Below are 14,686 nucleotides of genomic sequence, written 5' to 3' on the forward strand. Positions count from 1 at the left end.
TGTGTCCGCGCTGTGTTTTTTAGGCTTGCGCTGTGCTGATGCTGGGCATCCGCCCGGATTGTTTGCGGAGTGAGCCGCGCCTCTGACAGACTGGAAGAGGCGCCGCACCTGCGGTACCGCACACAGACGATATCCCGCCGCGGGGCGGGGGAGGGGAGCGCACCATGCGCCTGGGAGTTCTGGATGTCGGGTCGAATACGGTCCACCTGCTGCTGATTGACGGCAGCCCTGGAGCGCGCCCCGAACCGTACGCGTCGCACAAGATTCCGCTGCAGCTCGTGCAGTACCTCGATGCTGAGGGCAACATCTCGCAGGAGGGTGCGGACGCGCTGACCCGCTTCGTGACTAGCGCCCGCGACTTCGCTATCGAGAATGAGGCGGAGGACCTGCTGGCGTTCTCCACGAGCGCTATCCGCGAGGCGGGTAACGGCTCGGCGGTGCTGCAGCAGGTGCGTGAGCAGACCGGCGTGAGCCTGAACGGTATTTCGGGCGATCAGGAGGCGGCGATTACGTACTTTGCGGTGCGCCGCTGGCAGGGCTGGGGTGCGGGCCGCGTCCTTGATTTTGATATTGGTGGCGGCTCGTTTGAGTTTTCGACGGGTACGAATGCGTTGCCGGATGCGGCGATGAGCGTGCCGTTGGGTGCGGGCCGTCTGACGCGTGAGTTTTTTGATGAGCAGCCGCCGAGCCCGAAGCAGGTGAAGCGTCTGCGTAAGTATGTGCGTGAGCAGATTGCCCCGGTGGCGGAGAATCTGCTGCGTTATGGTGCGCCGGATATGACGGTGGGTACGTCGAAGACGTTCCGTTCGTTGGCGCGTATTTGTGGTGCGGCGCCGTATTCGGCGGGTCCGCATGTGAAGCGTGAGATGCATCTGCAGGATTTGCGCCTGTGGACTCGTCGTATGGAGGCGATGACGGTGTCTGAGCGTAGCGATTTGCCGGGTGTTTCGAAGGCGCGCGCGGAGCAGATGCTGGCGGGCGCTATCGCTGCGGAGGCGGCGATGGAGGCGTTTGGGGTTGAGACGATGCGCGTGTGCCCGTGGGCGCTGCGTGAGGGCCTGATTCTGAAGCGTATTGAACACCTGGCGGAGGGTACGGGTACTCCGGTCAACCCGAAGACCCTCCTGGGTGAGTAACCGGTGCGCGATGTGCGCGAATAGCCGCAGCTGAACCCCGCAGGCTGGCGTGTAATGGGCACCGGCCTGCGGGGTCACCGCATATAACGCATATATCCCGCCGACAAAGATGTAGGAAAGGAACAATCACCGATGAAAATCCAAAAAGTTATTGACGAGGTCAACAACACCTGGGGTGAAGAACACGAAGAAAAGAAGAAACAAATACATTGGGAAAATATTGTAGTAAAACCTCTGAAGATATTTTTGGGAATTTCAATATTCTATCTATATGGAATAATTTGTTATTCGATTTTAGATGCGATACCGGATGTCACTCCAACAGAAGGAGCAATTCAAGGGTGGGGATATATTTTCAACATCCCATACTTTGTTTTTGATATTCGCGCAAGTATGATTATTTCATTGGCGAGCATTCTTCTGAGTTTATATGTTAGTGTCGGTAAATTTGCTGATGGTGATGATAGTATCTCTGGAGACGCGAAGCGCGCAGTATATAGGAGGTTTGCTAAAAGTGTCAGCGGGATTATTTTTGCTGTATTTATTCTTAATTTTTGGCATGGCTTATTCGCTGGGTATTTTCAGGGAACTTCGTATGCGCCTGAAATTTTCGAATCTTGGAAATATGGTCCTGGGTGGGGTAAATTAATTATACCTTCGGATATGGATTTATCTAGATATGGAGATGTTCCACTGTGGTCACTGCTTTTTCTGGGTTGGTTTACCTTATCTTCGGCACTATTATTGACGCAAAATGAAAAAGATATTCTCGTCCGGAATGCTTCTTTCTTGCGGAAGATTAATCGTATTCGTGAAGATGATGCTAGGTCCCTGGAGGTTGAATATAAACTGGCACAGGAACTATGGGAAAAGGATCAGGAGTCTAACTCTAGGCCGTTTAAGCTTGGGTATAAATACGGCACAGCGGTGGGGTATGTTAGCAGATTTGCTTTGGACTCTAACTATTCAGGGTTTAAATTTAGGACAAACCTAATTAGTTATAGGAAATTTAGCGAAGTGCGCTGGATTTTAATTCTTTGGATTTCTTCTATCGTTGCATTCTCTGTTATTTCGCTGTTTTTTCTGGGATTCCCTCGAGGGATATGGATTGGATTGGCTACGGTTGTTCTACCCTCAGTAATTGAGATACTTATAAGCTGGGTTTACACTGGTTACTTGCATAAGGATATACAACTTATCGATGTGAGGCAGCTGGATGGGAAAGAAAAAAATCTGTGGCATTTGCGGTTCTTTTTTAAGAATACCCTCGGTAAACTAATTATTCGGTTATTCTATGGTGCATCCTCGATTATTGGATTTTCTATATTCCTTGGGCGTGCTTTCCAAGATGGAATTTTGGTAGATGAGGTTTCTAAGCTGTATTTATTGTATGCAATGTTTATCTTTGTTTTCAGTGTTGCGGTCTATTTGTTGTCATTTTTCTTAAGAGTTGCGGTAAAATCTATCTATATAGAAGAGATTAAGGATTATTCGATCAAATTTGTTCCCGCTGATTTTTCTAATCAACACGATATCCAAAATATTAAATATTTATTTGTTGCATATATCTATTGTTTGATGCTGAAAATCGATGAATATTATTCAGATTATAAATCTGAAATTCATGTTATCGAATCTAAAGCTGCGGATGAGGAACTGTCGGGAGATGAATCTGACATAAAGAAAAACCGGAGTGTAAATCATGATGGAATCGTCTACGAATGAAAGGCTATATGTAGCGCCCCTCCGCAAGGTTACACATTGAGAAGCCACATGTGTTTCGAACAGTCACCATTATCGTAGCTTCTGGAAACACATGTGGCTTCTCGCTATGGGGCAGCTGTAACCCTCGCAGAATTTGTGTCATGGTTTAGTGTCTTCTGCCATGGTTTTTAACTACGACCAAAGACGCTAACCTGCGGCACAACTTCCGCCCCCTTCACTTCCAAGGGATTTTATCGCCATCTTGATACAATTTCAGAAGGGTAACTAGCAGACAGAAAGGTTGGAGCATATTAATGCATGGCAGAATTTTTCACAATAAAACGTAGCGGCGGCGACAAGAGAAATAATTTTACGAGGGACTATTGGAGGTATCGATGACTTTTCTAAACTATAACAAAGATGAAAAGCTAGAATTTAACTATAAGAGGGCATGCGGTCTGTGGTTAATTGTGGTGGCGGCGGTTATAGCAATAGCCACCATGGCCGGAGGAAAGCAAATAATAAATATGCAAGTATTCAGCATTGGCTATGTTATTAGCTTTTTCTCGATCAACATGAACAAAAAGGTGTTGAATAAACTATCCGATGGTCCTTCAAGTGAATTTCAAAAGAAAGTATCTTCACGTGCCGTTATTCTATTATTTGTCTTGATGATTTTGCTGGGCGGCCCATTCTTTGCGACTGAAAATTGGAGATTGATTTGGCTGGGGGCACTGATGGCAACCGCACTGCATTTCTTCCCTTATTATTTTGTGCATGGAAAGTCAATGATCTATCTGGGTCTAGCCTGTGCCATTAACGTGTTTGCAGGATATATTTTTACCAGCATCCCGTTAGAGGTAATTGCATATATCGATGCGGCGATTAAGCTCCTCTTCGGAATCTATCTGCTATTCCTTTCAAAGCCGTCAAAACAAAAGTAAGGCAAATCTTCGGCACAGCAAAACAGGGCGGCCCCGGACGCACACGCATCCGGGGCCGCCCCCTTACTTCTGAAAGCTACTTCTTAGAGTCGAACACTCGCGTCCACGCCCAGCGGGTCAGCACCGCCGTACCCACCGCAACCGCCATCGGCAGCCACGCACTCGTACCCTGACCCGTCAAACCAATCAACAGAGTCAGCGCAGACAGCGGCGCATTCATCGAAATACCCAAAAACGCCGCCGTACCCGTCAACGCCGCCGCATACAACACCATCGACGCACCACCCGGCACCCCACCCAAACCCGGGAACGCCCACAGCACCAGCGCCGCAACGCTAAACGCGGCCGCCGCACCCAACGCCAAACCCGGTGTCAACGTACCGCCATAAGAACCGAAACGCAGACTCACCACCACCACCGCAGCCTTCGCCACACACAACGCCAACACATACGCCGCCGCCGCCGCGGTCAGGCCGCCCGCCGCCGCATCCAACGACACATTAAACGTGTGCTGAGTCAGCAGACGACCATTACCCAGAATCTCCGGAAGCCACAGCGAAACCACCGCGACCAGTGCAAACGCTACAGGAATACGCCACAGAAGAGAACGATCCTTCGCCTTCAACTTCTCCGCACGCTGCGACAACGCCCTAAAACCCAACGCCAACGGAGTCAACACCACACCCGTTAGCGCCGCCACTGTCAGCGTCGTCGCATCCAACGGAAGCTGCGGCACCGGGTACGTCGGCTCATTGACAATCACCAGATTTGCCGTGACCGTCGCCGTCCACACCGTCACCGCACCCACATACAGCGACCGCAGGCTCAAACCAACAGCCATCGCCTCCACAAGGTACACCACGCCACCAATCGGCACCTGATACACCGCCGCCAAACCAGACGCCGCACCCGCCGCCACCAGCAGACTACGCTCACGAACACCCAACAGCGGGGCACCATCAGCGCCCACAAAACCAAGACGCTCCAACAGGTTCGCGGTACGGCCAGCCGCCAAAGCACCCAGCTCACGAGGCGCGACCTCCTTACCCACAGGAGAGCCCGCACCCACAGCAACAATCTGAATCACCGAATGCGAAATCTGCCGCCACAGCGACGGGGTACGGTTCTCCTCGGTAGCACCGGCAATCTGCGACTTCACGCCGACCACACGCCGCCCACCGGACTGCAGGTAGTACCACACCAGCGCCACGAACGGACCCAGCGCCGCCAAAACCAGGGCACGACGCGCCGGATCGGCACCGTCAGTCACCATCGGGTGATGCCCCTCAGCCTGACCGAAAGTTAGCTCCTGCATAAAGTCCAGAACATAATGCAGAGCAATCGCGCCCAAGCCGCTGAACACGCCCGTGACGAGCGCGGCAAGGGTCAGCCCCAGCAGGAGGCGAAACGAAAAAGAACGGAAACCCGCAGGATTCTGCGGGCTATTCGAGGAAGATTTCGAGGAAGAACCAGTATGAGAAGACATAGAAAAAGGGGTTTGTGTGTTGCGTGCTGTGTGGTTTGAAGGCTTCATGCCCGGCGCAAACTGCCGCGGGTGAAGCTGTTTTCATTCTACGCCCGCAGAATTACGCCCTCCCCGGCATGCCAGAACGTGAGAAGCGGAGCCCCGCGCATTGGGTCGCGGAGCATGAGGTGAAGCCGCTGCCCAGAAAACGCGGAAGAAACACGAGCCAGGTCATATGCCCGTAGCCGCACCCGCTATGCTGGAAGGGTACGCCTCCACGCGCCCGCCGAACAGTAGCCCCCGGAACACACCGGCGGCACGCCTGCCGGCACCCGGCGCAGGCACCCCATTAGGAAGGATCAACGATGACCGCAACTATCGCTTTTCTCGGCACCGGCTCCATGAACGGCTCTATCGCCGCAGGTTTGCTCGCTGCAGGCCACGACCCCGCCCACATCCGCGCCACCGTGCGTAGCGAAGAATCTCGCGCCGCCCTCGCCCAGCGCCTCGGCGACAAGGTCGAAATCATCACCACCGGCGGCGAAGCCGACGGCAACCACAAAGCAACCGCCCACGCAGACGTCGTGCTACTCGGCGTGAAGCCCTACGGCATCGTTGAGCTTGCCCGCGACATTGCACCCGCCCTCGCCCCGAATGCTGTTGTGGTGTCCGTTGCTGCTGGCGTGACCCTCGAAACCCTCGCCGAGTGCCTTCCCGCAGGTCAGCCCATTGTTCGCTGCATGCCGAACACCCCCTCCTCCGTGGGCAAGGGCGTGCTCGCCATCTCCACCACCGACACCGTGAAGGACGAGCAGAAGAAGCTCGTCGAAGAGGTCCTGGGCACCGTCGGCACGGTCGTTGAGGTTCGCGAAGACCAGATGGATGCGGTCACCGCCGTCTCCGGTTCCGGCCCGGCATACGCGTTCCTGCTCGCGGAGGCGATGGCAGCCGCCGGTGAGAAGCTCGGCCTGGACGCAGACACCGCCCTCAAGCTTGCCAGCGCAACCGTTGCCGGTGCGGGCTTCCTGCTCGACACCAACCCGGATGCGCCCGCCCTGCGCCGCGCCGTGACCAGCCCGAACGGCACCACCGAGCGTGCACTGAACACCTTCGTGGACGGTGGCCTCTTCCAGCTGACCGAGGACGCGATGCGCGCCTGTGCGGCACGTTCGGCGGAAATGAGCCAGCTGTACACCGCTGACGAGGACTAATCAGCGGGGACTAACCAGCGGAGACTAATACCGTCTGGTAGCATCCCTCTGACTAGGTGAAACTACAGAAAAACAGCCTCCTCCCGACAGAACGGGAAGAGGCTGTTTTTCTATGTCTATTTGCGGGTTCCTCAATCGCGGGCTGTTCAAAAGCAACAGGCGAGGAAAAGCTCTCTTAGGGTCGCGCCGCAAAACGCTCGATCAGATCCACCTGACCGGACACGATCAGAATGTCACGCGAGTGAATGCGGGTGGTCGCATCCGCGTAGGTGAAATCCTCACCGGGGGACTTAATACCGACCACGGACACACCGTACTTGGATCGGATATCCGACTCCGCCAGAGTGAAACCGTGGGTTTCCTTCGGCGGGCGCATCTTCGCAATCGCGAAGTCGTCATCAAACTCAATGTAATCCAGCAGTCGACCCGAGACCAGGTGTGCGGCGCGGCGGCCGGCGTCCGCCTCCGGGTAGACCACGTGGTGCGCGCCAATACGCTCCAGAATCTTGCCGTGCGCCGGGGTGATAGCCTTCGCCCAAATACGCTCCACACCAATGTCCACGAGGTTCGCGGTAATCAGCACGGACGCCTCAACGGAGGTGCCCACACCCACCACAGCGGACCCGAAATCGTCCGCACCCAACTGGTGCAGGGTGTCGATATCGGTCGCATCCGCAGAGACCACGTGGGTCAGCACGCCGGACCACTTCTGCACCAGCTCGGGGTCCTTCTCAATAGCAAGGACCTCCTTGTTCTGCAGGCGCAGCTGGGCCGCCACCGCGGAGCCGAAGCGTCCCAGACCAATCACGAGGACGGGGGCGTTATGTGCACTAGCCAATGGTGGGCCTTTCTTCGGGGAACTTGTAGAGGCGGCGGCGTGAACGCAGCGCCAGGCCGGTCGCGGCGGTTGTGGTGCCCACACGGCCAATGAGCATCAGGCCGCTGAGCACGTATACGCCTGCCGGAGGTAGGCTGGCGGAGAGGCCGTTCGAGAGGCCGCAGGTCGCGAAGGCGGAGATGACCTCGAAGATGACTTCTTTGAGATCTGCGCCGCTGATGATAAGAATCGATGCGGCGCCAACAGCTACCACGGTAGCACCCATAACAATCACAGAGATGGCAATGCGCAGGGAGGATTCGGGGATGGTGCGATTGAACGCTACGACCTTCTGATCACCTCGCGCCTCGGCAAGAATCGACAGGGCAATGACCGCGATGGTGGTGACCTTCACGCCGCCTGCGGTCGAGCCGGAGCCGCCACCAATGAACATGAGCGTGTCCGTCAGCAAGGTGGAGACGGGCGTAATGCTACTCATATCGACCAGGTTGAACCCGCCTGAACGCATCATCACGGAGGCGAAGATGGCGTTGAGGATTTTATCGCCGGGAGAGTAGGAACCGATGGTTGCGGGGTTATTCCATTCGAAAAGACCCCAGAAGAAGGCACCAAAACCGAAGAAGAAGAGGGTGGTGACCATGGTCAGTTTTGCGGTGAGCTGCCAGTGTGAGGGGCGGAAGGGGTTGCGCTGAATCGCAATGAACACGGGGAAGCCGAGCGAGCCGAGGAACACCGCGATGCAGATGGGCACGAGCAGGAAGAGATCGTGGCCGTAGGGCACGATACCGTCTGAGTGCGGGGTGAATCCGGCGTTGTTGAAGGCAGAGACGGCGTAGAAAATGCCGTGCCACAGGGCCTCGTGTGGTGCTTCACCGAGCGCGAGGAATCGTGGGGTGAGGAGCATTGCAATGAACGCTTCGATGGAGAAAGACGCGTACGCCACCGCTTTGACGATGCCGCCGACCTCGCCGAGTCGGCTAATATTCAGGTCTTCCTGGGCGATGAGTTTGGTGCGCAGACCCATTTTGCGGCCGATAGCCAGCGCCAGCAGGGAGGTGATGGTCAGCGTGCCCAGGCCACCCACCTGGCAGGCGAGAAGAATCATTGCCTGACCGAAGGTTGACCACTGATCTGCTGTGGAGACGGTGGTCAGACCGGTCACGGTGACCGCGCTGGTTGAGGTGAAGACCGCGTGGTGTAGCGCGACGCGCTGCCCGTCTGCCGAAGAAATCGGCAGGGACAGCATGATGGTGAAGAAGATGATGACTAGAAAGAAGGCACCGATTGCGGTGCGTGAGGGAGACGCCAGAACTGAGGAATCAATGAAGTCGCGGAAGCGTTCGAGAGTCTTCTGGTTGAACTCTAGTGGGGTTCGTTTGCGCTGAGTCTTGGGGTCTTCGTGGTCACGTAGGGTAGGCAGACGGTCAAGATCGATGCCGGGCACGCTGGTGAGGATGCTGAGCTTTTCAGCTTCGAGGCGGTCGCGGCGGCTTCGGCGAACCTGCTGCTTTTGCGGTTCGGAGGTGGCACCGCTGAGGGTGTCCCAGCGGCGGTTGAGCTGGCCCTGGGGGTGGTGGTGTCGGCGCCGGGTGCGGCGGAGTATGCGTCCCATGCGCCTCCTTCAGTGGGTGTCTGGGTGTTGGTGTGTTGATGTGTTGGGCGGCGGTTTGAGCCTGTGTTTAACGCCTTCTAGTGTATCGCGCCGGGTGCCCGCTGAGGGGGTTGAGGCTCTGGTGGTTCGGGGGTAAATATGTGAGCTTGGAGAAGACGTGTGGCTGGTTTTGTGGGGTGGAGCCACGAAAACTATATATTCTGTATTGGTTATATAAGTATTGAGGGGTTTGCTGGGTCGCATATGCCTAGGATGAGATACAGGAAACCACCATGAGATGTGATAGGCACTTCATGCTTTTCTCCCCTTCAGTGCTCCATATTGAGCTAGCACTCAGTAGTCTTTCAGAATTTTTGAAGGTAATTTCTGTATCACCCTCATTCTAAGCTTGAGGCGCCACTTTATATGTCATAATCGCTATATGCATTCTGATGTTTTTTCTGTCATCGCGGATCCGACTCGCCGCCGAATTGTGCGTATTCTCGCTGAGCAAACCCACACGGTGGGCGCAGTGGTTGAAAAGCTGGGCATGAGCCAGCCGACCATTTCGAAGCACCTGAAAGTCCTTCGCGATGCAGATGTGGTCTCCGTGACCGTGGAGGGGCAGCGCCGCCTCTACTCCCTGAACCCGGATGTATTCGCCACCGTGACCGAGTGGATTAACGAGACCGTTCAGATTGCACGCCAGTCCAATGAGGCGCACGCACCCGTGGCACTGCCCGGTGGCGTGACTGTATCTGCCTCCGATAAGGCGACGGCTGAGAAGCCGGTCGAGAAGACCTTCGAAAAGAGCGCTCCGAAGCCCGCAGTCGAAGAACCCGCTCAGAAGCTTGCACCCGCCGCAACTGCACCGGCTGCATCCGAGAAGAGCGCAACCGCGGAGAAGCCCGAGGCGACCGACTCTGAAACTCTCACCGTTGAGGCACCCACCCCCGAGGAAATCGAGCAGGCACGCATTCAGCGCGCCCGCGCCCAGTACCTGACCCCGAGCGCACGTATTTACTCGCGCCCGGCGGAGCAGGCTGCTGAAAGTGCCGCCTCCGAATCGACTGTTGAGAAGACCGCTGCTGAGCCCACCTCGCAGGAAGAGGCAGTGGATAGCACCCCGATGCGCCCCTTCACTCCCGCATCCTACGGTTACGATGCTGGGGTGACCCCCGCGGCGTCGGCAACCCCCGCTCAGCCCACTACCCCTGCGGCACCTGCTGAGGCTAAGCCTGTTGTAGCGCAGAAGCCGGTGGTATTCCCTCAGCCTGCGGCTGTGGTGCCTTATGGCATCGACCCCGCTGCGGTTGTGGGTGGCTCGATTCAGCCTATCGCTGTGATCCCCGAGGCTGTTGTGCTTGAAAAGATCGCCGAGGAAAAGGCTACCGACGAAAAGGGCGCAGCTGAGAAGCCTGTTGCACCCGCTGAGTCCGTCAAGGAAGAAGCAACCCGCAAGGAATTTGCAGCTGAGGATTCTGCAGCTGAAAAGTCTGTGATTGAGAAGAACGTAGTGGATGAAGCCGCGGCAGAAGAGCCCGTGAAGGCTGAATCTGCTGAGGAAGTAGCTTCGCCTGCAGAAGCTACTGAGAAGGCTGAACTCGGTAAGGTCGAGCCTGCCAATGATGAGCTCACCAATGATGAGCTCACCAATGATGAGCCCACCAATGATGAGCCTGTCGAGGGTGAGCCTGCTAAGGCTGAAACCTCCGCTGAGGAGCCCGAGTATCAGACCATGCCCGCTTACGATTCGGTGTACCGCCCCAGCACTGAGACGACCAGTACCGAGGTGAAGGACGCCCACCGCGGTGGCCTCTTCGGCTTCCTGCGTGGCCGCCGCCGCTAAGACGGGCGGCTAGGGTCTGCCCTGCCGATCACTTCCGGCATTAACTCTCTGTAAAACACACACTCACTCACTTTTAACCGAAAGACGCATTCACGTGGCTATTCATCGTAAAATTCTGCGCTGGCTCGAGAACGAACTGTTCGAGGGCAATATTCAGCTGGGTCAGGACCTGCCCAGCGATAGCGAGATTGCACGCGCTATTGGTGTGGGTCGTTCCCGCACTCGCGAGGCTCTGCGCACCCTGGAAGATATGGATCTGGTGCAGCTGTACAACGGTCGCGGCAAGGAAATGCTGGTACACCTGAGTGATGAGCCTGCCGCTGCCGCGAGTGCCGCTCTGCGCCTGCACATGTCCAGCTCGCGTTATCCGACTCGTGACCTGGTGCAGACTCGTATTCTGCTGGAAAGCTGGGCGATTGCGCGTATTGACCCGAAGACCGCCTCCTTCGCGGAGATGGACGAGGTCCTGGAGCAGATGGAAGATTTCGATCTGTCGATTTGTGACTTCCTGGAGCTTCTGTTGACGTTCCACCACCAGGTGATGCGTTGCGGTGGTAACGAGCTGCTGGTGGGTCTGCTCGCGTCGGTGCGTCAGCCTAGCTTTGAGTCGATGCTGTCGCTGGTGGGCCGTATGCCGCTGTGGAGTAGCGCTGTGGAGCGTTTGCGTGCTGAGAGTCGCGCTATTGCGGAGGCTCTGAAGGCTGGCGACGCTGCGACTGCGCGTGCCATGGTGATTGGTCAGCTGCGCGGCATGTATTCCGATGCCGGTATTGACCTGGAGCAGGAGGCGACCTCGGCGAATGGCCTGCCGGGCGAGCCGATTGCGTCTGAGTTCGCGCCGGTTGATGTGGATGAGTTCGCCGCTGATGACTTTGATGATTTGATGCAGGATGACCCGTCCTTCGCTGATGTGGGGGCACTTTCTGCCGCGGATGCTCCTGTTGCGGCGCCGGTTAAGCCGGCTCAGGTTCCTGCTCCGGTTTCTGTCGCGGTGTCTGCGCAGTCTGCTGACGTGGAGTATGAGCAGTCTGAATCCGAGGCTGCCCACGTTGAGGTTGCCTACGTTGAGGAGGCGGCATCTGAGATTCCCTCCGAGCCGACTGATACCTCTGCCGAGACTGCAACTGGTGCGAATATTTCTGCTTCTGACAAGGTGGAACGTTCCATTCCCGTTGCGTCTCAGCCCGCACCTGCCGCGGCCCCCGCGCAGCCTACCGCTCATACGGTGAGCGCGGATGTGCCGCTGAGCTTCGGTACCCCGCGCCGCAGCACCCCGGTAGCGCAGGTAACCCCCGCTGCTTCTGCGGCTCCGGTATCTGGTGTCCAGGCGCCGGCCTCCCAGACTCTCACTTCCCAGCCCCTCAGCTCCCAGACCCCCAGCGGTCAGCTGCCGAGCGTCCCTGCCGCGTACGCGCAGGAAGAGGCTGAGGGTCCCGCGAAGGTTCTGCGCGCCTCCACGGCGGCTCCGCGTCGTCGTAGCGGTCAGATTATTTCTCCGGTGCGTGCGACCATCATTAAGCCGGTGGATCGTAGCAAGGTGCTGACTGCGCCTGCCCGTACCGCCCGTCCTGCGGCTGTTGTGACTGCTGCGGCTCCTGCGGAGACTGAGTCGGCTGAGAATGTTCTGCGTGCCCCTGCACGCCAGGAGGCGCCCGCCGTTCAGCCTGCTGAGCCTACCCGTCTTGAGGCGGCTGCGACCATTCACGACACCTACGAGAAGCTTCCGCATGATGAGCCGGTGCAGGAGCGCGGCGGCATCTTCTCGAAGATGAAGCGTTTCTTTGGCGTGGATGTGTACGAGCCTGATGAAGCGCAGGAGAGCCCTGAGAAGGAACAGGCTGTGAAGGAGCAGGCTCTGAAGGCTGAAACGAGGCCCGAGTCCCAGCCTGAGCCCCAGCCCGTCATTGATGAGGAGGCGCTGGCTCGTGCCGAGGCTGAGCGTGCTGAGCGTTTGAAGGCGTTGCATGCGGCGGCTGAGGAAGAGGCCGCTGAAGAGGTATCCGTAGATGAGCCGGTTGAAGAACCCGCTGAGGCTTCTGAACCCGCGCAGGAATCGGTTGCGGAATCGGTGGAGGCCGCCTCCTCTGCTGAGGAGAGCACTCATGAGGGTGCTGTAGCTTCTTCCGGTTCGGTGCTGTCTCATGGCCGTGCTAAGGGCTCGAAGAAGTCGAAGAAGAAGCGCCGTTAGGGTTACCGAATCCCCATTTTGGGCCCGATATACCCCGGATATACCCGCGGGAAAAGCGGAAATTCAGGGAAAAACTCCTGAAAAGCCGCTCTCGAATGGTGAAAATGGGGGTAAACCTAGTACTCTAGGTAGGTAGCGCTCTAAAACGCAAGGGTATTTCTGTGCCTAAAATGCGTTTTGGATCGGTTATACCGGTATAAATATCCCCGGGTAGCTACCGAGTCGAATGGCTCGGCCGGGTACGAGTAAAGTGAGGAAATCCTATGGGTTCCGTTATCAAGAAGCGCCGCAAGCGTATGTCCAAGAAGAAGCACCGCAAGCTGCTTCGTAAGACCCGCCACCAGCGCCGCAACAAGAAGTAAATAGACTTCTTTCGCCCCGCCCTCCGTATGGAGAGGCGGGGTTTTCGCGTTCCTGCAGTTTTGGCGGGCCGGGTTTTGTACGCCAGGTTTTGTATTTGTAGAGGGTATGTGCGGGTCACTTGTTTGGGGTGCGGCGCGCTATCTGAGAGACTGGGATTATGACTGAAACTTCCACCATTAAAGTTCACCTCATGCGTCACGGCGAGGTGCACAACCCCGAGCGTATCGTGTACGGCCGTCTGCCCGGCTACCGTCTGTCCGATAAGGGCCAGCAGATGGTGCGTCTGAGCGCTGAGGAGTTCGCGGCTCGTGCTGAGCGAGGCGCCCGTTTCGTGCATCTGGTCTGCTCGCCGTTGCAGCGTACCCGTGAGTCTGCCGCCCCGGTTGAGGAGCTGCTGGGTCTGACCGCGCAGCCGGATGAGCGCGTCATTGAGGCGGATAACTACTTTGAGGGTCTGCACGTGAACGCGCAGGAGCTGCTGAGGAACCCGCGTCACTGGACGAAGCTGTACAACCCGGCGCGCCCCTCCTGGGGTGAGTCGTACCTGGATCAGATTCGCCGTATGGCTGCAGCTGTTCAGGATGCGGCGCGTACCGCCTACGAGCGCGGCGGCGAGGGTGCGGAGGCGATTATTGTGTCGCACCAGCTGCCGATTTGGATTACTCGCCTGGGCGTTGAGGGCCGTATGCTGCAGCATGACCCGCGTGCCCGTGAGTGCAACCTGGCGTCGATTACGACTCTGGCGTTTAGCACCACTGATTTTGAGCATGAGATGCCGCATTTTGTGGGGTATTCGGAGCCTGCGGCGCCGCTGTACGGTGGCGTGATTCAGCTGCCCGGTAGCTAACAAACCCGGTAGCTAAAACATCCGGTAGCTAGTTCCTGAAGCTGTTTTTGAGCATAGTAAGAGGCTGTGAGCCCGTCCGTTACGGATGCGCTCACAGCCTCTTGCTGTAAACCTTGAGGGGCGCAGGAGCTGCAAACCTAGCTGTCCTGACTAGTTCTGCCCGCTGCTTTGACCAGGAGTGTTGTCCTCGGGGTCCTGCTTGGTCTGGGATTCTGCCTCGCGGCTGCGGCGTTCGCGTTCTGCCTTTGCTTTGAGCCAGCGCAGGTACTCTTCATCATCGTCGGGGGAAGATACCGAGGGCGCCGGGGTGCTGCGTCGCTGACCGAAGCCGGGTCGAGGAGCACCTGCTGCGGGCTGTGCCTTGGGGCGGCCCAGGATAAGCCACATGAGCGGGCCCACCACGGGGAAGAGCAGGGTGACGAGAACCCACAGCCACTTGGGCAGGGTTCGCGCCTCGTGTGCGGGGGTGCGGACGGCGTCCAAGAGGGTGTAGAGGGTCAGCCCCACGATGAGGGCGGCACCGCCAATAATCAGCATGGCTCGAATCATA

At 57.2% G+C, this 14,686-nt stretch carries 12 protein-coding genes; 8 read left to right on the forward strand and 4 right to left on the reverse strand.

Annotation, left to right across the window (positions count from 1 at the left end; all coding sequences use genetic code 11):
* The first annotated feature begins 164 nt into the window (after positions 1-164).
* The 3 genes from HMPREF2710_RS00310 (at position 165) to HMPREF2710_RS09520 (ending at position 3,784) form a co-directional block, all read left to right on the forward strand.
* On the forward strand, positions 165-1,136 hold the full coding sequence (locus tag HMPREF2710_RS00310; protein WP_070598937.1) for a Ppx/GppA phosphatase family protein: 972 nt from the start codon (positions 165-167) through the stop codon (positions 1,134-1,136).
* A gap of 132 nt (positions 1,137-1,268) precedes the next feature.
* Positions 1,269-2,861, forward strand: a complete 1,593-nt coding sequence (locus tag HMPREF2710_RS00315) for a hypothetical protein (protein WP_070598940.1) — start codon at positions 1,269-1,271, stop codon at positions 2,859-2,861.
* A gap of 374 nt (positions 2,862-3,235) precedes the next feature.
* Entirely contained in the window at positions 3,236-3,784 is a 549-nt protein-coding gene (locus tag HMPREF2710_RS09520) for a DUF6609 family protein (RefSeq protein WP_070593828.1), read from the forward strand.
* Positions 3,785-3,860: 76 nt separating this feature from the next.
* On the opposite strand, the gene HMPREF2710_RS00325 is transcribed toward HMPREF2710_RS09520, so the two are convergent.
* Positions 3,861-5,270, reverse strand: a complete 1,410-nt coding sequence (locus HMPREF2710_RS00325; RefSeq protein ID WP_070598942.1) for a chloride channel protein — start codon at positions 5,268-5,270, stop codon at positions 3,861-3,863.
* Between the two features lie 344 nt (positions 5,271-5,614).
* Between HMPREF2710_RS00325 and proC the strand changes: the two genes are divergently transcribed.
* On the forward strand, positions 5,615-6,460 hold the full coding sequence (gene proC, locus HMPREF2710_RS00330; protein WP_070598945.1) for a pyrroline-5-carboxylate reductase: 846 nt from the start codon (positions 5,615-5,617) through the stop codon (positions 6,458-6,460).
* Between the two features lie 175 nt (positions 6,461-6,635).
* Here the strand turns inward: proC and HMPREF2710_RS00335 are convergent, their stop codons facing one another.
* Together HMPREF2710_RS00335 and HMPREF2710_RS00340 are read right to left on the reverse strand one after the other, a co-directional pair.
* On the reverse strand, positions 6,636-7,298 hold the full coding sequence (locus tag HMPREF2710_RS00335) for a potassium channel family protein (protein WP_005504725.1): 663 nt from the start codon (positions 7,296-7,298) through the stop codon (positions 6,636-6,638).
* Positions 7,291-8,910 carry a TrkH family potassium uptake protein gene (locus HMPREF2710_RS00340; protein WP_070507065.1) on the reverse strand — a complete coding sequence of 540 codons (1,620 nt, stop codon included), beginning with the start codon at positions 8,908-8,910 and terminating at the stop codon, positions 7,291-7,293. Before HMPREF2710_RS00340 ends, HMPREF2710_RS00335 begins: the two co-directional genes overlap by 8 nt.
* A 421-nt stretch (positions 8,911-9,331) precedes the next feature.
* Between HMPREF2710_RS00340 and HMPREF2710_RS00345 the strand changes: the two genes are divergently transcribed.
* From HMPREF2710_RS00345 to HMPREF2710_RS00355, 4 genes are all read left to right on the forward strand, one after another.
* Positions 9,332-10,738: a metalloregulator ArsR/SmtB family transcription factor gene (locus HMPREF2710_RS00345; RefSeq protein ID WP_070598948.1), complete on the forward strand. Its 1,407-nt coding sequence runs from the start codon at positions 9,332-9,334 to the stop codon at positions 10,736-10,738.
* Between the two features lie 94 nt (positions 10,739-10,832).
* A complete protein-coding gene (locus HMPREF2710_RS00350) occupies positions 10,833-12,926 on the forward strand; it encodes a FadR/GntR family transcriptional regulator (RefSeq protein ID WP_070598951.1) in 2,094 nt (697 codons plus the stop codon).
* Positions 12,927-13,189: 263 nt separating this feature from the next.
* A complete protein-coding gene (locus HMPREF2710_RS09200; RefSeq protein WP_005504750.1) occupies positions 13,190-13,288 on the forward strand; it encodes a 30S ribosomal protein bS22 in 99 nt (32 codons plus the stop codon).
* Between the two features lie 158 nt (positions 13,289-13,446).
* Positions 13,447-14,136, forward strand: coding sequence for a histidine phosphatase family protein (locus tag HMPREF2710_RS00355; RefSeq protein ID WP_070598954.1), 690 nt, complete (start codon positions 13,447-13,449; stop codon positions 14,134-14,136).
* Between the two features lie 150 nt (positions 14,137-14,286).
* Here HMPREF2710_RS00355 and HMPREF2710_RS00360 read toward each other — a convergent pair whose 3' ends face one another.
* Positions 14,287-14,685 (reverse strand): PLD nuclease N-terminal domain-containing protein, encoded by a 399-nt coding sequence (locus tag HMPREF2710_RS00360; RefSeq protein ID WP_070598957.1) that lies wholly within the window; start codon positions 14,683-14,685, stop codon positions 14,287-14,289.
* Position 14,686: the final 1 nt, after the last annotated feature.

This window comes from Rothia sp. HMSC069D01 (assembly GCF_001810135.1).
Lineage (GTDB): Bacteria > Actinomycetota > Actinomycetes > Actinomycetales > Micrococcaceae > Rothia.